The sequence below is a fragment of the Paenibacillus liaoningensis genome, assembly GCF_059609455.1.
In genome coordinates, this window is sequence record NZ_JCAALU010000002.1 from 223,217 (window position 1) to 243,028 (window position 19,812).

Consider the following 19,812-nt stretch of genomic DNA (forward strand, 5'->3'; position numbering starts at 1 on the left):
ACATTTTCAAAGACTCTGTGACTTCCTGTCGGCGTGTCAGGTGTACTAATATTCCCATCAAATTCTTTATAATATTTCGTTATTCTATTTGAATTTGGATTGTTCGGATTAGGCCAATTTGAATAAGCCTTGTCTGGATTGATCATGGTATCTGTTCTCAATGCATTCACATCAACATCCTGACCGTATTGAGATTTATTCTTTGTAGAAGGTCTGCTAGGGTCATACATGTGTTTTTTCGCGTGTTCATTTACGAAATTATTAGGATCACTACCCCCACCAGATTTTGTAGGTACAGGATTACCATTAATCGAACAGTTATGAACCCAAATCCCCAGATTCGACACAAAATAAGAATTAAAGTCCTCGACCTCAAAGTTATAAACCGTTGCTTCGCGCGACTCTTTTTCAATCTTGTCTATCGCCAGTTTAGTGCCGTCACTCGAAACAAGCAAGTCGCCGACTTTCAAGTCTTTAACAAACGTCCATCCCTTGCCATCAAGCCAGAATGGATGCTCGCCTGTGACCTCGATGATTTCATCCCCGATGTGGACGTAATAGATTTCGTCAGCCTGTTTCTGGAACAGCCCCACGACCTCTTTATATGCCACTTCTCCGGTTTCGTCGTCTTTTGAGAGAACCTTATCCCCTACCTCGATTTCCTCGATAGGTTTCTCCCCTTCGTCTGTCAGAACCTTGGTTCCTGCTGTAAAGCAGTTACATTCGTAGACGAGTTTTTTCGTCGTTTTAACCGTACCCTCACCAAAAATATTCTTCAGCTTCGAACCCGCCCAAATGACACCCTTCGTACCATACTTACCCGCATGCTTCAGACCCGGAATCGGAATGATGCTCAGCGTTGCTCCAATTCCTTCGCCCCAACGGTCTCCCGCCGAGAGATGTTCACCGGTAATATAGTTATTACCTGTAAATGCCTGCTGGAAGCCTTTCACCGTGCCTACCCATGGCACGAGATCAGCAAGGAAGCTTCCGCCTTGCAGCCATGCGGAGTCACCATCACGGCTTAAGCCAAATGGATCGACATAGGATATCGGGTTGCCATTCACATACGCATAGCGGTTCAGCGTTTGCGAATCGCTTATCGAACCTGTCAGCACATCACGGTTGATGAAGCGTTTGATTTCTGGATTGTAATAACGCGCACGCATATGGTACAAGCCGTTTGCGTCCGTTGCAACGCCATCTCGTCCATTATACTGGAATGGCTGCTCTATCGTCCCCATATGACGGATTTGTTCACCATACGGTCCGTATTCATACGTATCGGTGATCACGCCGTTGTCATCCGTCAGCGCGACTGTGCTTCCACGACGGTCATAATGATACGTGGCATAGCTGCCATCCGCTGCCTCGCGGCCAATCAATCCGAGACCGTATACATAATACGCAGTCGGATTGCCTTGCGCATCTGTCTCCATCAGCACCTGCGATAATACAGCTTGCGGATTTACAACATAACGAGTCGTTACCCCGTTTACGGTGACGGAGGTGCGTACATTTTCGCTATTGTAGCCATAGCTGACGCCGCCTGCTTCGGTTAGTCGGTTGCGCGCATCATAGCTGTAGCTTTGCATGCCGCCACCGCCAGCAAGCGGACCGGTGATCATGTTGCCATCCTGATCATACACGACTGGATTACCGTTATAGGTCGCCAGACGATTGTCCGCTGTGTAGGTCATTTCCGTGTTGCTCATGCCAGGCGGAAGCTGCATCTCTGCTGAATCTGGCTGCAAGCCAGCAGCATCTCCTGGTACGTATACACTGCCCGACACATTGCCGTATACGTTCTCGCCTACACTTAATCCGTTCAAGTATACACTGTCGGTGACGGTTGGACCGCCATTTTCGCTGATGACATTGCCAACCGCATCATAGCCATACGTATACGAAAGAATTATGCTGCTATCCAAGCCAATGTCGTTGATCGTCAGCAATTGCCCCTTCGCATCATACGTTCTGGTTTCCGTTGTGCCATTAGGTCGAAGCGTTGATGCAAGACGGCCATTGGCATCATAGCTGTAAGCTGTTACACGGCCATTCCAATCGGTTACGCTCGTCATACGCCCCGCACGGTCATACGTGTAGGTAACGGTTTTGTTATCTGGATAGGTGAGCAGCGTCATATTGCCTGCTGCGTCATAGCTGTATTTGATGACATTGCCGAATTCATCGGTATATTGCACGACGCGGTCCAGCTCATCAAATACACGCGTTAAGGCTTTGCCTTGCCCATCCGTTACCGCGGTTATATTGCCGTTCGCATCATACGTATAGCTGACTTCACCAGCTTGATCAACGAACTTGCTAAGTCTTGACGCTGCGTCATAGTTATAGGACGTCGTCAGTCCGCGACCATTCGTCTCCACATCCGGCAAGCCTAAAGCATTATACGTGTAAGTCGATGTTTCGCCAGCTGCATTCGTTTCGCCAATTAATCTTCCTGCCAAATCATACGTATACGTTGCCGCATTCTGATTCGGATCGGAGTAACCGATGACTTGGCTTAATGAATCGTAGCTGCGGCTTGCTTCGCCTTTAAGCGCATCGCTTACGGTCGTCAAACGACTCAGATCGTCATATGCAAATGTAGTAGAACGATTCATCGGATCAATCGTTTCAACGAGACGATTGAGTTCATCGTACACATAAGTTTGCGAATGATTCAGCGCATCTTTAATCGTGACCGGATTACCCTTCGCATCATAGACAACCTCGTAGACTTTGGTATTGTCCGCATTATAGGCTTCTACAAGACGATAGAGGGAATCATACACATAACGAACGCTTTCCCCTTCTGCATTCGTCTGAGTCAGCACATTGCCGACAGCATCGTAGACAATCTTCACACTGTCGCCAAGCGGATTAACAGCTTCAATCAAACGGCCCTCCGCATCATAAATGAGCTGCGAAGCTTGATTCCGTGCATTTACAACCTGTGTCAGATTGCCGTTGTTATCATAGGTGTAATGTGTCGTGTTGCCACGCGCATCAACCTCTGACGCAAGGAAGCCTTGCTTGTCATAAGCATACGAGTACGCATGTCCCAGCGCATTCGTATCGCTTAACAGCTGATCATCTGCATTGTACACAAGCTGGCTTGTATTTCCTGCCGCATCGGTTACGCTTGCCATTCTTCCGGCAGCGTCATAACCATACGTCGTAACCTCGCCCGCCGCATTGTTCATGCTGACCAGTCGGCCTCCATTATACGTATAGGAGGTTTGTGCACCTTTTGGATCAGTAGCCGACAATAACATTCCAGCTGCATCATACGCATAGGTAGTCTTTTGTCCATCTGTATCCGTTACGGATGTCAAACGGTTCATATTATCGTACATATACGTAATCGTATTGCCATCAGGGCCTGTTGCGGTTAACAGATTATCGTGATTGTCATAGGTCATATTGACCTGCGCACCCGTATAATCGGTTGAACGAATCAGATTGCGTCTGTCATCATAGGTATAGCTGATCGTCTGATTTAGCGGATTAGTCGCGGTTAGGCGATTGCCCTGCGCATCATACGTAAAGGTCATTTTATTCCCTAAGCTGTCTTCCGTTTGAAGCAGCTGGTACTGCGCATCATGCGTTAGCTTCTGCACATCACCATTACGATTGGTAATCGTCGTAACTAACTGCTTGTCCTTCTCTTCATAGCTAAACGTAGTTGGAGCATGTCCAGCAACAGCATCCTGCTGCTTGATGACGCGACCTTCATCGTCATACATATTCTCGAACAGCTGGACGCCCTCGCTCGATGCGCTGACAATCCGATTGCTGCTGTCGTAGCTGTACGTCGTCACATTTCCTGCTGCATCGGTTATTTCGTTCAAGCGACCGGCTGCATCATAAGAGAATTGGACGGAACGCGCTGCCGGATCAGCAACCTCAGCCACTCGGCCAGCTGCATCATAACTGATTGTCAAAGCCGCTCCTGTCAATGGATCGCTGATTGTCGATAAAGCACCATCCGCTGCGTAACCAAATGCCAGTTTCAGCCCGCTTTTCTCCTCAATTTCAGTCAAACGCCCTGCGGCTGTGAAACGATACAATGTACCGTCATTGCGTTCAAGCACATAGGTACCATCCGAATTTTTCGTCAAATGATCCAATCTAGTTGCTTTATCGACTGACGAATAGCTACCGTCCGCTGCTTTATTAAATACATTTGAGCGGAAGGCATTCCAGTAAACGGTTGCGTTGTTCGCGCCAGCCTCCAGCTTCATCTCAAAATTATGGCTCCAGCCGACTCCCAGATCACCAGTACCCGTTAACAACGAATGATATTGAGCCTGAAAAGGAATCGGAACCGCGCCATGTGCCGTAAGCAAGGTGCGATTAATAATTTGCGCTCCCGTTGCCGTATCGATCGGGTCCGCATGGAACGTCTGTGGATCATAATCCGACGGGTCCAGCGTCTTCACTTTGTCCGCTGCACCGATGCCCGATATTGGTGTGCCATCTGCTCCAGGGAAGCTCAGATCAATGGCGCCAAATGGTGCAAATACGATATATTCCGCACCGCTTGTATTCGTAAGCAGCAGCGTTGCTCCCGCGTTTACATTTAGCGGACTTTGTCCTGGCTGCTCATTGCCCGAACCGCTACGATACGTAAAGGAGCCGCCGGCTTTTAACGTTTGAGTTGACGAGGTCAGATTTTTAGCCTGAACCGTTTGATCAGCTTTCAGCGTTTCCTGCTCAAGTGCCGGATCAGTACGATCTACATAGCTGAAAGACTCATAAGGCCCCCAAATACTTAACGATTGACTAAGAGGGCTCGTTACAACCATCTTTTCAGCTGGAACAAGCTCGTGCGTTGCTGCTGTATCACGAGAAGCGTAACCAAGCACTGTTCCCGTGCTATTATACGAAGCCCAGTCCATTGTGCCGCTGCTCGTAAAGGACCAAACCTTCGGGCTGATATTTGTCAGCTCGACCGTATTTTTGAACGAAACCGGAACAATTCGCAGGGCTGGCTCTTCCTGCTCCGTTACAAGGAAAGCAAGAGCGCCACCTGTAACAACGGTTCCAGTACCAATGCGGCTCGTGATGACTAGCTTATGACCTGCCGGTACGCTTATAGCTGTATTAGTTGCCTCTCTCAAATAGCGTACAGGTGCTCCTGCGCTATCATACAAAGCGTAATCATATTTGCCGCTAAGGTTGATCGTAGACGCGCCGCTCGATTGATTTTTCACTGCCAGCGTTTCGCCTATTGCCAAAGCTTTCACAAACTCATTAGCATTGCCGCCGTCGGTTACGTTGATCGCGTCGGTTGGAGCCATAACCGTTATAGGAGCGACATCCGCGTTGGTAATCAGCATCCGCTCTGTTGAATCGATAACACGCGGGTTCAATAAGCTGCCGTTGCCGAAACGCTGCATATTTCCCCATAAATCATAAATCTGATAGTCATATTTTCCAATGATCCGCAGATTGAAAGAATCAGGTGAAATATTGCGCAGCGAATAAGAAGCTCCTGGATCAAGCGACTTAATCGTCACGGCCCGAATCATTCTCGGGGTAATGTCGAAAGCATCATAAGCACCGCTAACGGTGACCGTATGCGTAACAGATGGGGTCAGCACAAACTTCGCATCAACCGCAATAATCTGCTCCTTCTGCGTTGCCCCAGCCCCATAGCTGTTAACGGAGCCATCTGCTGCGTATTCTGCATGATCATATGTGCCATCTAAATACAGGCTCATTCTTTTATTCGTTTTTTGCTTAATTTCCAGCGTCCCATCTCCGGAGAGCGTACGGACAAAAGAAACGGGATTCGCCCGATTGCTAATTTGGAACAAATCATATGCCCCATAAGCAACCATATTGCTGGTGCCGCTGTTCATAATGGCTGCTTTTTCGCTTACAGCGACAGCCTGTCCAATAGAAGCGTTCCGCTCGCGATAGTAGCTTTTAATCTCGCCTGCTGCATCGTACAGCGCCAAATCATAGACGCCTGTCATTTTCACATTGGCATCCTTTGTACCGGTGTAAGCAGCCTCAAAGCTGCTGCCCGGCTGAAGCGTACGCTCGAATAAAGCAGGGTTCGTACGATTCGTCAATTGGAAAGCGTCATAAGCGCCTTCAACCGTAATGGCTTGGGAATTCGCATTCGTTAGCGCGATGCGGTTTCCTGACGAAATAATCTCAAGCGCCGCCGTTTGATCCCGTCCGAGTTCCCTGACATCCTGATCCGCAGCAAACTCAACGAAATCATATAGTCCGCTCGGATAGACCTCATAAGGAGTCAGCTCCTTGTTTGTCGCTTCAAAGCTTTCGCCTGGAGCGAGCGTACGCTGAAACGTTACGGGATTCGTACGGGCATTGTTGTCAAAAACATCATAAGCACCGTAAACGACAATGGACTGAACATCCGTGTTCATCACCGCAATTCGCTGCCCCGTATTTACCAATTTATTTTTAATGATGTTTTGCTGCCTTGCATAGGTTTTTAAACCATTTTGATCAAAAAGCGAATAATCATATTTGCCCGTCATATAGACAGAGGCATCATCTACTCCTTTAAAAACAGCCTCCATGCTTTGGCGAGGTGCAAGGGTTCGTTCAAAAAGAGCAGGATTCGCCCGGCCTGTCAATGCGAATACATCATATGGCCCTTCAATAGCCATAGAAGAAGCCTGTGCATTCGTAACCGCCAAACGATTGAGCCCAGACACATTTTTGACCGTTGTACCATGCTCACGCTCGACATCGGTTACATCATTAGCAGAATCATATTGCGCCAGATCATAAAGTCCTGTCGAATAAACCGGGAACAGCTTGCCCGTCTGATTTCGCAGCTCCATGCTCTCATTCGCCGTCAATACCCTGCTGAACGTAACCGGATTAGCACGGCTCGTAATCGCAAACAGCTCATAAGGGCCATAAACCTCCATCGCCGTTGTACCGGTATTCATAACGGAGACATGTTTACCTGCATCCACATCGCGGTAAGCGATCGTGCGCCCGCGTGCATAGCTGTCTGGATTGCCGGCGGCATCATAATCCATAACATCGTGCTTGCCTGTCAGATCCACTCGATCATTATAAGTGGACGTATTTTTCGCCTGGGCGCTTTGCCCAACTGCAAGCTCCTTCACAGCCAAGGCTGGATTCGTGCTCGATTGCACAAGCGTCACATCATTAGGCGCAAGAATTTGCAGCACGGAGCTCCCGCTGCCAGTCAACGTTATCCGTTCCGAGTTATAAAGGATTTGTCCGAGGGAGGTTTCCTTGCGCTTTGACGAGCGCGGCTCTCCTGTCGTTTTATAACTGGCCTGATCGTACGTTCCTGACATATTTAAATGGAACAGCGTCGGGCTGATATTCGTCAGGCGCATGCTCTGTCCATTGGCCAAAAAGCCCTTGTAAAGCGCAGGAGCTGATCGGTCCGTTAAGCGAAAAGCATCATAAGGGCCCGATAAAACAATTGGCGCCGTACCGCTGTTGGAGATGATGATTCGCTCCGTATCATCTACAATATGGCTGTCAGCGGTCTGCGGGTTGCCGAATTCGCTCACTTCATTTCCCGTATCATAGGTGACATAATGATGCTGATTATTCAAGCTGACCGTAAATGATTTAAGCGAGATATTATCAGCCTGAACGGTTTCCCCTGCCACCAGTGTCTTATTAAAGCTTACGGGGCTCAAGCGCGATACGAACCTAAAAGCATCATAAGGCGCAATAATTTCCGCTGCCCCGCTGCCAACATTCGTAAAAGCGGCGCGTTCTCCCGCACTGATGCTGAAGCTGCCTAAAGAACGATTTGCATAGTAATTATTAATATTCCCTAAGCTGTCGTACATCGCATAATCGTACAGGCCATTCATCGTAAACGATCCGTTGCCTGACAAGCGATTCGTCGCTTCATAGCTTTGTCCTACTGCTATTGAGCCAATAAAAAGAGCTGGGTCTGTGCGGCCAGTGAAGCTGAATCCGTCTGGAGGCCCGACGACTTCGGCTGTACCACCGTCTGTTTTGGTAATGACGATGCTGCCGCCAGCAGGAATTGTCTTCGTCCCTGCCGTTGTCGTTATTTTCCGTCCATAATCGGCAACACTGCCGTTTGCGCTATATTGTGCAAAATCATATGCCCCTTTTAAATTCAGGACATAGCTTTCGGATGATGTGTTTTTGACTAGAACACTTTGACCACTGGTCAGCGTCTGCGTATAAAGCGCAGGGTAAGCACGTGCTTTAGTTGGAATCGCATCATAAGGACCCTCGATTACGAGCGGTACGTCCGAATAATTGCTCACAATCATTTTTCGACCAGCATACAACATATCTGATGTAAAGCCTGTATGACCATAAGAGTCGAGAACGCCTGCTGCATCGTAAATCGCATAATCATAATTTTTATGGCTGAAATACATCGTGAACGTATAAGGGGTTACATTTAGAGCTTCCAAATGCTGACCCTGCTGCAGCGTTTTCACAAACACCGCTGGATTAGTACGGCTAGCGAACGAGAACACCTCATAAGGCGCAAGCACCTCATAGCTGACGGTTCCTGTATTTGTAATCGCTATACCTTCCCTTGCTGGAATCGGCATCGTTCCACCAGCATGAGTGCGGTCATAGGTGTTGGGAATATCATTGGCATTGTAATCGGCATGGCTGTTTTTGCCGCCTACGTCAATGCTTTCCGATGTGGTAATCAGATTGGTTGCCTTCATGCTCTGCCCTGGAAACAGCAAATATTTTTTTAAGGCAGGTGTAGAAGTATAACTTGCACCGAGCTCTCTTGTTACCGTCTTCAGCACAACTCCGCTTGCTGACGTATTCGTAATAACGAGCCGCTGCCCGCCTACGATGCTAAGCGACTTTTTGCCTGTACCTTGGCCAAAGTTGACAACTGACCCATTGGCCGCATAACGGGCATAATCATAAGACGTGCCTTCAGCGGTTACCGCTGTAGTGGATGCAGCAAAACTAGAGGTTACAACCGCTGAAGAATAACCTGGAACGGTATAGTTAAGCGGAGCTGCATAAGTGACATTTGGCTTCACGAGGAAACCCATCGTAAAAGCTAAAGCAAGGCAGGCTAAGGTCAGCCACTGTATCGTTTTGCGAATCATTATGGTTGCCTCCGGCTGATTGTGAAGTCATCTACATAAAATCCAACGGTTGCATCAGAGCTTTCGACATACAGAGAAAGCTCCGATGCATCTCCGCTATAGCTGTAGGGCCCTTCAAGAATCGCCCATTCCCCAGCCTTTACGACATTTACACTGACGTTATCGTAGTAATCGGCACCTTCTGCTGTCTTTCTGTGAATCGTCATCAGCAGATTGGCTGGTGCAGAATCGTCTAGCAAACGGAAAGCCGCTCTCACCGTGTAGGACTGGTCCGCTTGCAAGGCGTTCGTCAAATTCAATAGCGGCCCTTGCCACTCTGCCGTGCGATTGGTTACTTTGAGACTGCGCTGGCCGCTGCTGGCTGCCTCATCGGAATTGCTGAGTACGACTCCTTCTCCAAGCGCATTCCAGCCTTGCAAGCTGCCATCTTCAAAATCATGGCTGACGACAGGAGGAGCAGCTTCATGCTTCTTCACCTGAAATTCATCCAAATAGAAGCTGGCGGTGGCGTTTGCACTTTCCATATAAACGGTCAAATGGGTTACTTCCCCGGTAAAGGTATAAACCCCTTCGAAGAAAGCCCAGCCATCTGCCGTCACATGGCTCGCACTAATATTTTCATAATAATCCGTACCATCCGCGGCTTTGCGATTCATCGTTAATAAAATATCAGAGGAGGGCGTTCCTTCCGAAAGCTTAATTTTGCCGCTAATATCGTAAGTGACTCCTTTCTTCATAAAGGAGGTCAAATTCAGAATAGGGCCTTGCCAGGAAGCTGTTCTTCCCGAAATTTTGAGGCTGTGGCTTCCCGCACTTGCTGCCTCTTGGGAATTGGCTGCCACAACACCATCACCCTGCGCGCTCCAGCCTTGCGTCGTCCCATCTTCAAAATCATGCAATAGCGTTTCAGTAGAAGGGGCAGGAGCAACATAAACATCAAAGCTCGCATCATCCAAATAGAAGGCAGCTGTATCGCTTGCACTTTCCAAGTAGAGAGACAGATTAGACGCCTCTTGGCTAGTCATATAAACTCCCTCTAAAACAGCCCAGCCATCAGCGGTAACCGTTTGGGTATTCAAATGGTCATAAAAGCTGCTTCCATCAGCCAATGTCCGCCTAATCGTCATCATGATTTGTGTCGATTCCTCACCTTGAGGAAGACGTACAGCTGCTTTAATGCGGTAGCTTTTTCCTTTCTCTATCCATTGGGTTGCATCAAGAATCGGGCCCTGCCACGCCGCTGTGCGGTTGGTGACTTTCAGACTGTGCTTCCCGCTTCTCGCGATCTCCTGAGAATTAACGAGTTGAACACCGTCGCCTTGCGAGGTCCAGCCCTGGGTGGTGCCATCTTCAAAATGGTGGACTACGCCTGTTCCACTAACCGGAGGAGCTACTGGGGGAACTACGTCCGCTTTCGTATACTTGGAAGAAAGCATATTTCCATTTTTGTCATAAACATATTCCACACGATCGCCATTGTCATAATCTACAGCTACCAGACGATTAAGCTCATCATACGTATACGTAGCCGCAAAAGCCGATGAACTAAGCAAACCAAACATAACCAATGTAAACAAACTAATTTTGCCCCACAAGGTGAAACGGCTGCTGCTGTCCTCTGGCGGTGCAGCGCGTTTCATTCCAAGAAATATAGAGAAAGGATGAAAATCATCTACTTTCCTATATTTAGAAAAATACGTAAAACCTTTTAACAATCGACTTCGCCTCCTGCTTTCTCTTGCTGCATCCTGCATGTCATCCATCCTTTTTTGTCATTTATTAGGTCCCAACTTTAATATACAGACATTTCCAATCCTTTTCATTGAGTGATTTTGTCGAATATAGCTTTAAGATGTCGAATCGTGTGAACAAATTTTGATTTAACGACATTTTTCTCCTTTTTATTTTCCTTTTCAAGGTTTTAAAACAAAAAAATAGAACGATTTGTTAACCGTCTATGAAGACAGTTAAACAAGTCGTTCTATTGTTATAGCCACGCTATGAAATATCGGTTACCCCTCGCGCGCTGCCTCTCCACCGGAAGCATAATACAGAATACGCTCAAGCGTCGCTTCCTCTCTTAACATCGTATGGCGGATGGATCCGCCGTGCATGACGGCAATTCTATCGGACATGCCGAGCATTTCCGGGATATCGGAGGACAGCATAATGATCGATTTGCCGGACAGCACCAGCTCGTTCATAATGTTGTAAATGTCGATTTTGGAGACGACGTCGATGCCTGCCGTTGGCTCTTCAATAATGAAAATACGGGCATTGCTGAACAGCCACTTAGCTAAAATGACCTTCTTCTGTTTGCCGCCGCTGAGGTGCATTGGCAGCTCCGTCTCTTCGCCGGTAATTTCCAGGCGATCCATCAAATCTCTCGCATAAGCAGCTTCCTGTCCGCTGCGAATAAATCCGGCTCGCGACACGCGCGGGAGATTCGTCAGCGTAATATTTTTAGCAATCGGCGCATTTAAGATCAGCCCTTCCTCTGAATGGAGGCCCGTCACATAGCAAATGCCATTTGCCTTCGCCTTATGCGGCGTCATCGCCCTAAAGGTACGCCCATTCAAATGAATGGCACCTTCATACGGCCCCTCTATGCCAAAAAGCACCTTGGCGAGCGTTCGCCTCCCTGCGCCGCCAAGCCCGGCAATCGCCAAAATCTCGCCCCTGCGCAAGCTCAAATTGACATGGTTCAGCCTTCCTGCCACGCTGAGCCCTTCCGTTCTCAGCAGCTCGCCGCCGAGCTGTACCTTCAGCTTCGGATAGCGGTTATGCAGCTCCTTGCCCGCCATCGCTTCCATTATTTCCGGCATGCTGGCCGCATCGTTCATGCGCCAGGTCCGAATGACCGCACCATCACGCAGCAGCGTAGCCTGATCGGCAATTTGCTGGAGATCCTCCATGCGGTGGGAAATGTAAATGATAGCCACACCCAGCTTTTTCACATGGCGAATAGCCTCGAACAGCCGCTCGCATTCCTGATTGTTCAGTGCGGCCGTCGGCTCATCCATAATAATGATCCGGGCCTGCTGGGACAGCGCCCTGATCAGCTCGACGAAACGTTGATCGCCGATGGACAGCGTATTTACGCGAGCCCGGGAATCGACCGCCATATTAAATTGCTGCAAGTAGCTTGCGGCCTGCTCATGCAGCCGCTCCCAGTCGATCAGCTTCGGCCATAACAGCGGCTTCAAGGGCTCGCGGCGCATAAAAATATTTTCCGCAATGCTCAAATCCTGAAACAGCCGCAGCTCCTGATGAATCGCTGCAATGCCAAGCTCCTGCGCCTCATTCGGGCTGCTGATGCTGACAAGCTCCCCGCCAAGCGCAATCTCTCCAGAGTCTGGCGGAAACAGTCCGGCTAATATTTTCATCAGCGTCGATTTGCCCGCCCCATTTTCCCCGATAATCGCATGAACCTGGCCGCTTTCAATCGTCAAATGGATGCCATCCAGCACACTCATTTCATTAAAGCGCTTTCTAATATTTCGCAGCGTCAATAATTCGCTCAACTTCGTTCTCTCCCCCGCAGGACTACTCCAGCTCAAACGTCGTATACAGCTTGATTGCATGTTCAAAATAATATTTTTTATATTCGGCCGGCAGCTGTTTGTTTGTGATTACTTTGCCCGCCATCGTCAGCTCTCCCAGCTTCGCAAAGCCCGGCGCATCAAATTTCGTATAATCCGCTGCTATAATGATTTCACTCGCCATGCGCTGCACGCTCTGAATCATCATCGCTTCCTCATAGCTGTCTACCGTATAACCCGCCTGAAAATGAGCTCCCTTCACGCCAATAAACGCCTTCGTCACATAAATGCCGCTCAGCGTCTGCAGCGCAAAACCGCCTATGAGCGTAGAGGTGCCTGCAATTAAATCGCCGCCTGTCAGCATAACCTTCACACCTTGCGTATCTTTAAGTGCTAACGCGACTAGCAAATCATTGGTGACGACCGTCACTTTCTTCTCCTTCAAATGCCTGGCAATTTCCAAACAAGTTGTACCCGTCCCGATAAAAATCGCTTCGCCGTTCTCAATATGCCGCGAGGCAATTTGCCCAATAAGCCGCTTCTCGCCCTGCAGCTTGTCTTCTACTGCCAGTGTCGGCATGCCCGGCTGATCTTCCTCATTCAGCACGGCACCGCCATATATTTTCACCAAAAAACCTTGCTGCTCCAGCTTGTCGAGATCCCGGCGAATCGTTACCTCGGTTACCGAGAAGCGTTCGCTCAGCTCCACAACGTCAACACGCTTGTCTTTTAATAAAATTTGTTTAATTTTTTTGATTCTCTCTATCGCAAACATAAGGTATGCTCCACTTTCTATGAATGATTCTTATGGTGCGATTATAGCATATTTCTGTTTGTTTGTGATTGGCCCTCTGCCCGCCCTAATAACGCCTTCTATTTTTGCCGATACATATAGGTAGTAAAACTTACGAACTATTGCTGCAAAAGATGCCAGGGAGGCTGCTTTCATTGATGAATAGCTTGTTTATGCGTATTTTTTTGTTTTTCTCGATTATTTTGCTTATTATTGGCTCGGTGCTTGGTGTTACGCTCTATCGTGCTTCCGCTCATTTAGTAGAAAACTCGATGGGAATGCAAGCGCAATCCGTAGCGGAGCGGGCAGCCAGCCTTGTTGATACGCAGCAATATGATAAGCTCAGCGAAGGCATGGAGCAAACTGATTATTACAATGAGCTTCGTGCCCAGCTTAACGATATGCGTGAAGCGAACGGCTTAAAATATTTATACACGCTCGGCATGCGCGAAGAGGACGGACAGCCGGTCTACTTCTACGTCGTTGATGGCGCCCCTCAGGACGTAGCAGAGGATGATTTTTCCCCCTTCGGCTCGGTCGAAGAGACTCCCTATGCTGGCATGATTACAACCTTTCAAGAAATGAAGCCGAGCATTGGCGAGCTGACTCAAGATGATTATGGTTCTACTTTATCTGCTTATGTGCCGATTATGTCTGCCGATGGCAAGCTGCTTGGCCTCGTCGGGGCTGATCTTGATGCGACTAAGGTGTTCGAGCTAATGGAACAAAACCGCAATACGATGATATGGATGGCACTGGCAATTTTTGTGCTCAGTCTGCTGCTCGTTTATTTGCTCGCCCGATATTTGACAGGGCCGCTCGTCCAGCTTAAAAAGCTGATTGCCCGTGTCGGCAGCGGCGACTTAACGGTCGCCATTGATCTGAACCGCAAGGATGAGGTTGGGCAGCTGGCTGCTGCTTTCAAGACGTTTGTAGAAGATACGCGGATGGTCATTAGCGGCATTCGCAGCAGCTCAGACCGGCTGCTTACAGCTGCCGAAGCCGTTTCTTCCCATTCCCTTGCGACGAAGGAAGCAGGCGTTACGATTACAGACAGCATTCAGCAAACGTCGGAAGGCGCTGCCGCACAGGTTGTACGCGCCGGAGAAGTCACGCATGCGATGGAAGCGATAACTTCAAGCATGCAGCATATTGCCCATTCCGCTGCCATCGTCTCATCCGTTTCGGAAGCGACGACAAGCAGCGCTAAAAATGGCGAAGAAGCCATTTCCGCTGTCATTGAGCGGATGGACACCATTCATGCCGCCACTTCCAAAATGACCGCAACGTCTGTACAGCTTGAGCAGCATTCCGGTAAAATTGTCGAGATTATTGCGATTATGAAAGGCATTGCCGCACAGACCAATTTGCTTGCCCTTAATGCTGGAATCGAGGCTGCCCGTGCAGGCGAGGAAGGGCGCGGTTTCGCCGTCGTTGCCTCCGAGGTGAGAAAGCTTGCCACACAATCCCAGGAATCCTCCGAGCATGTGGCGACGCTCATCGCTGAAATTGTCCGCCATACCTCCGAGCTGTCCAGGCAGATGGAAACGAGCAATACGGAAGTAGTCGCAGGACTAAGCGTTGTACAGGAGGCCGGAGCATCGTTCTCCTCCATCCATTCCGGCATTGGCACGATTAATGAGCGCCTGCACGAAGTATCTGCCGCATCCGAACAGCTATCCGCCGGATCGCAGGAGGTTGCAGCCTCCATCGAGGATATGGAGAGCATCTCCCGCGGGTCGGCCTCCCGTTTTGAACAGGTAGCTGATGCTTCCGGGCTGCAGCTGGCCTCGATGAATGAGATCAGCTCATCAGCGGAATCGCTGCGTCAGCTCTCTGAGGAGCTGAACGCACTCATTAGCCGTTTTAAAACGGAACAAGCGTAAATAAACGTTTCCTTCCTTTGTATACGGCGTGCGTTTCGCAGTGAAATAGAAGCATAAAATACCGTCATTTCTAGGGCCTTCATTTCCCCGAAGGCCCTCCTTGTTATATAATGAAGGTTGGCCCACTAGCCTGCCACACTGGCATGGAAGCCTGGTTGAAAGATAGGAGAGTAGATATGGACATTATACAAATGGATATTAATCTGATTGATGAAGATACGGACCAGCCCCGTTACCAATTCGACGAGCAGTCGCTGCAGGAGCTCATAACCAGCATCTCGGAGCTCGGCTTGCTGTCGCCGATCAAAGTCAGAAAAACGGATAACGGACGTTACAAAATCATATATGGCAACCGCAGATATAAAGCTTGCATTGCGCTTGGGAAGCCGACGATTCCTTGCATCGTCTCGACGATGACCAATGAAATGGATATTTATTTGGAGCAAATCGCCGAAAATTTGACGCGTGAGGGCTTCTCGCCGATTGAAGAGGCGGAGGCGTTTCACAAGCTGCTGAACAATGAGAAATTCAGCAGCTCGGTGAAATTTCTGGCGAGCAAGCTCAGCAAGCCGGAATCGTATATTAAAAATAAATGCGAGCTGCTCAAATTCAGCAGCGCGGTCAAGAAGCGGATCGTCAGCGGCACAGCAATCCGCAAGGATATGCTGACGGAAGATCAGCTGCTTCCGATTAAAGACTTGCCGATGGAGCTGCGCGACCCGCTCGCGCTTATTTTTGCGCGTGACGAAATGCCAGTCAGCGATGTCAAGAAAATCGCCAAGCTATTCAAAGATCCAGACATTTCCGCTAGCACGAAGGAGAAGCTGCTGTTCAAGAACGGCCCCGCGCTGCTCGAAACGTGGTCCATTCGCCAGAACAACAAAGCTGAACGGGCCAAGCCCGCCCAGCCAGCAGAGCCGAAAAAGAAAGCTGCCCCCTCGCAAGCGGAGCAGCAATCTGGGCAGCAGCCTATGCAGCAGCTTGTACAAGGGCAAGAACAGCAGCAGGTCGGCGTATTGGACAATCTGCCTAATCAAACAGCTTTGCTTGCTGCTGATGCGGCTTCTGCAGATATCGCAGCTGTTTCGGTTTCGGCCGCGCAGCCACCAGCTGCTAATGGGTCTGCAGCAACTGCTCCTGCTCCTGTTACAGGCGTAGTGACAGGAGCTACTGCCGAAGCAGAAGCGGATGTCGATGGGGATGTCGATGGTATGCCTCCTGTGCTAGCCCAGCTTCAGCAATTAATGATGACGCTGGAGGCTGCGGGCGCGCCGCCACTGGCAAAAGCGCTTGAAAGCATGGAAACGGAAGCCAGAGACACTTTTCTACAGGACGTCGACAAGCTAATTGTCCATTTGCAGCATCAGCTGATGGAATGGAACCAGCTTAAAGAATAGCCTACCTAATACCAAGCTTTATACGTTCTTTGAGAGTTTACTATTGCTATTGCTATTGCTAGTGCTACTACAATTGCTATAAACCCGCTGCATCAAACACAAAAAAGGCTGCCCTATCGTCCATACAGACGAGGGGCAGCCTTTCTCTATTGCAAGCTGAATCCAGCTCTATTATTCTGCGTACATTTTTTCCCGAAGCGCTTTAACCTCTTCGCTTTCAAGGTACTCATCATACGTCATCATGCGATCAATCAGTCCGTTAGGCGTAATTTCCATAATGCGGTTGGCAATCGTTTGAACGAACTGATGGTCATGCGAAGTGAACAGAACCGTGCAATCCGTATCGATCAAGCCGTTATTGAGCGCTGTAATGGATTCGAGATCCAAGTGATTCGTCGGCTCATCCATCAGGAATACGTTGGAGCCGCTGAGCATGATTTTGGATAGCATACAGCGGACCTTTTCTCCACCGGACAATACGCTTGCTTTCTTAATCGCATCGTCGCCAGAGAACAGCATGCGTCCAAGGAAGCCGCGAATGAAGGTCTCATCCGGATCTTTGGAATACTGGCGCAGCCACTCGACCAAGTTCAGATCAACACCGTCGAAGTACGACGAGTTGTCTTTCGGGAAATAGCCTTGCGTTGTTGTAACGCCCCACTGGTAAGTACCAGCATCCGCTTCAACCTCGCCCATCAAAACTTGGAACAACAGCGTCTTCGGCTGTTCGTTCGGGCCAACAAAAGCGATTTTGTCGCCTTTATTAACGGCAATCGTCAGGTTATCCAGCACCTTCACGCCATCTACAGACTTCGTCAAGCCTTCTACGAGCAGCAGCGATTTGCCTGCTTCGCGTTCGCCCTTGAAGTTGATAAACGGATATTTCCGGTTCGAAGGACGAATGTCATCGAGGGAAATTTTATCAAGCAGCTTCTTACGGGAAGTTGCCTGCTTGGATTTCGATTTGTTCGCGCTGAAACGCTGAATGAACGCTTGCAGCTCTTTAATTTTGTCTTCCTTCTTCTTGTTCTCGCCGCGCATCAAGGAAAGCGCCAGCTGGCTGGACTCATACCAGAAGTCGTAGTTGCCGACATACATCTGGATTTTACCAAAATCGATATCGGCGATATGCGTACATACCGTATTCAGGAAGTGACGGTCATGGCTGACCACGACGACAGTTCCTTCATATTTTGCAAGGAAATCTTCTAACCAGCGGATCGACTCAATGTCCAAGTGGTTGGTAGGCTCATCGAGCAGCAAAATGTTCGGTTCGCCGAACAATGCTTGCGCGAGCAATACACGTACCTTCTCGTTACCGCTCAGCTCCGACATCGACTTGTCATGCAGATCTGGCGTGATGCCAAGGCCGTTCAGCATTTCTGCCGCTTGCGACTCGGCTTCCCAGCCGTTCATGTCGGCGAATTCAGCTTCCAGCTCGCCTGCGCGCATGCCGTCTTCATCGGTAAAATCAGCTTTCGCATACAGCGCATCTTTCTCTTTCATTACATCATAAAGCTTCTTGTGGCCCATCATAACCGTTTCAATAACAGCAAACTCGTCATATTCAAAATGGTTCTGTCTCAGTACAGCAAGACGCTCGCCCGGTGTAATATGAACCTCACCGCTTGATTGCTCTACTTCTCCGGACAATATTTTCAAAAACGTCGATTTACCTGCGCCGTTCGCGCCAATAAGGCCGTAGCAGTTGCCCGGCGTAAACTTAATGCTAACATCTTCAAAAAGCGCCCGCTTCCCAAATCGAAGCGTTATGCCAGTAGTACTAATCATGGTTCCAATCCCGTCCTTCACATTCATTCTCATTATCTTGCATTATTATAGCACAGTATGCCCGCAAACGAACCTCGAATTGTCAATTCGCTGCATTTTTGCGCGCGAACAGGCCCCGGTGAAGCTGCCGTTTCAAACGGCGACCTTCGGGACCGTGCTCCTTATGTGCCCTGCGCCTGCAAGGCCGCATAAGGCCTTCTGCGCTGCTAACCCTGCTCCAAGCTTAGTCCCAGTGCAGCTTCACTTCATTGCCGGTACGGGAGGATTCGTAGATCGCATCCAATATCCGACTGTTCGTATATCCACTTAGCGCCGAAGCAATCGGCTGCTTGCCTTCGTTAATGCAGTCGATGAAATGCCTGCTCAGCAGCACGCGGTCCTCTTCTCCATCAAATGGCGCGATTTCTGATTCCACTACTTTATCATCCTCATGGGTAACGAAGCAGCCGTTCGTGCCAACAAGCGCCGCTCCGCCTTCCGTACCCATCAGATGGATAAATGGCTCCTCGCTTAGCGAAGCCGAATGTGCAGCCCAGCTTACGTCCAGCGACAAGGTCGCGCCATTTTCAAACTTGATCAGCGCTGTCGCCAAATCCTCAACATCATAATAGCCGTCCCAATTCGGCGTACCCCAAGTGCCGATGCCGCGGCGCTTCGGGCCAAACTCGGCATACGTCGAGCCATATACCGATACCGGACGCGGGTTTCCCATCAAATATAGCGACAAATCAAGCATATGCACGCCAATATCGATAAGCGGGCCGCCACCTGCCTGATCCTTGCGGGTAAACCATGAACCCCAGCCTGGAATGCCTTTTTTGCGGAACCAACCGGTTTTTACATTGTAGATGGAGCCGAGATCGCCATTTTCCACACGCGCTTTAATGGCACGGTTAATGCCGAGCCAGCGCATTTGATGCGCCATCATAAGTACTTTGCCAGCAGCCTGCGACGCTTCATAAATGGTGCGGGCCGCCTCGGAATCAATTGCCATCGGCTTCTCAAGCAGCACATGCTTGCCCTGCTTCAATGCCTCAATGGCTAAAGGCGCGTGAAATTGGTTCGGAACGCCGATAATGACTGCATCGAGCTCCGGATCTTCCAAGAGCGCCTGCGGGCTTTCGTGAATCGTCGCGATGCCAAATTCCGCTGCGCGCTGCTCAGCAAGCGGCAAATATACATCCGTTACTGCCGTTACAATTGCGGCTTCGGCCCCAACCTTCTGAAACGTTTCCATATGCACTTTGCCGATAGCCCCGGCCCCAATAATCCCAATACGAATCGGTTGACTCATTA

The 19,812-nt window shown here is 49.4% G+C and carries 7 protein-coding genes and 2 pseudogenes; 2 read left to right on the plus strand and 7 right to left on the minus strand.

The features are described 5' to 3' along the window. Positions 1–308: 308 nt before the first annotated feature. From AC6B99_RS03720 to AC6B99_RS03740, 5 genes and pseudogenes are all read right to left on the minus strand, one after another. Positions 309–1,052 (minus strand): annotated as a pseudogene (locus tag AC6B99_RS03720) (polymorphic toxin-type HINT domain-containing protein); the annotation flags it as partial. Beyond that, positions 1,038–9,107 (minus strand): annotated as a pseudogene (locus AC6B99_RS03725) (RHS repeat-associated core domain-containing protein); the annotation flags it as partial. The pseudogenes AC6B99_RS03725 and AC6B99_RS03720, both read right to left, overlap by 15 nt. Next, the gene (locus AC6B99_RS03730) at positions 9,107–10,822 is read right to left on the minus strand and encodes a carbohydrate binding domain-containing protein (RefSeq protein ID WP_496662780.1); all 1,716 of its coding nucleotides are present in this window, start codon (positions 10,820–10,822) and stop codon (positions 9,107–9,109) included. The pseudogene AC6B99_RS03725 and the gene AC6B99_RS03730, both read right to left, overlap by 1 nt. A gap of 297 nt (positions 10,823–11,119) precedes the next feature. Beyond that, positions 11,120–12,631 (minus strand): sugar ABC transporter ATP-binding protein, encoded by a 1,512-nt coding sequence (locus AC6B99_RS03735; protein ID WP_496662781.1) that lies wholly within the window; start codon positions 12,629–12,631, stop codon positions 11,120–11,122. Between the two features lie 22 nt (positions 12,632–12,653). Then, complete coding sequence (locus AC6B99_RS03740; protein ID WP_056042675.1) at positions 12,654–13,424, minus strand: DeoR/GlpR family DNA-binding transcription regulator; 771 nt, start codon at positions 13,422–13,424, stop codon at positions 12,654–12,656. A gap of 176 nt (positions 13,425–13,600) precedes the next feature. On the opposite strand from AC6B99_RS03740, the gene AC6B99_RS03745 reads away from it, so the two are divergent. Both AC6B99_RS03745 and AC6B99_RS03750 read left to right on the plus strand, forming a co-directional pair. Then, positions 13,601–15,328: a methyl-accepting chemotaxis protein gene (locus AC6B99_RS03745; protein ID WP_496662853.1), complete on the plus strand. Its 1,728-nt coding sequence runs from the start codon at positions 13,601–13,603 to the stop codon at positions 15,326–15,328. A 176-nt stretch (positions 15,329–15,504) separates the two neighbouring features. Continuing rightward, positions 15,505–16,725: a ParB/RepB/Spo0J family partition protein gene (locus AC6B99_RS03750; protein WP_496662782.1), complete on the plus strand. Its 1,221-nt coding sequence runs from the start codon at positions 15,505–15,507 to the stop codon at positions 16,723–16,725. Positions 16,726–16,896: 171 nt separating this feature from the next. On the opposite strand, the gene AC6B99_RS03755 is transcribed toward AC6B99_RS03750, so the two are convergent. Continuing rightward, entirely contained in the window at positions 16,897–18,516 is a 1,620-nt protein-coding gene (locus tag AC6B99_RS03755) for an ABC-F family ATP-binding cassette domain-containing protein (protein ID WP_496662783.1), read from the minus strand. 223 nt (positions 18,517–18,739) lie between these two features. Then, positions 18,740–19,810, minus strand: a complete 1,071-nt coding sequence (locus AC6B99_RS03760) for a Gfo/Idh/MocA family protein (RefSeq protein WP_056042682.1) — start codon at positions 19,808–19,810, stop codon at positions 18,740–18,742. Positions 19,811–19,812: the final 2 nt, after the last annotated feature.

Bases quoted from the DNA above. Each gene is read 5' to 3' on its own strand.
- AC6B99_RS03740 (WP_056042675.1), bottom strand. From the start codon at position 13,424: ATGTTTGCGATAGAGAGAATCAAAAAAATTAAACAAATTTTATTAAAA.
- AC6B99_RS03745 (WP_496662853.1), top strand. From the start codon at position 13,601: ATGAATAGCTTGTTTATGCGTATTTTTTTGTTTTTCTCGATTATTTTG.
- AC6B99_RS03750 (WP_496662782.1), top strand. From the start codon at position 15,505: ATGGACATTATACAAATGGATATTAATCTGATTGATGAAGATACGGAC.
- AC6B99_RS03755 (WP_496662783.1), bottom strand. From the start codon at position 18,516: ATGATTAGTACTACTGGCATAACGCTTCGATTTGGGAAGCGGGCGCTT.
- AC6B99_RS03760 (WP_056042682.1), bottom strand. From the start codon at position 19,810: ATGAGTCAACCGATTCGTATTGGGATTATTGGGGCCGGGGCTATCGGC.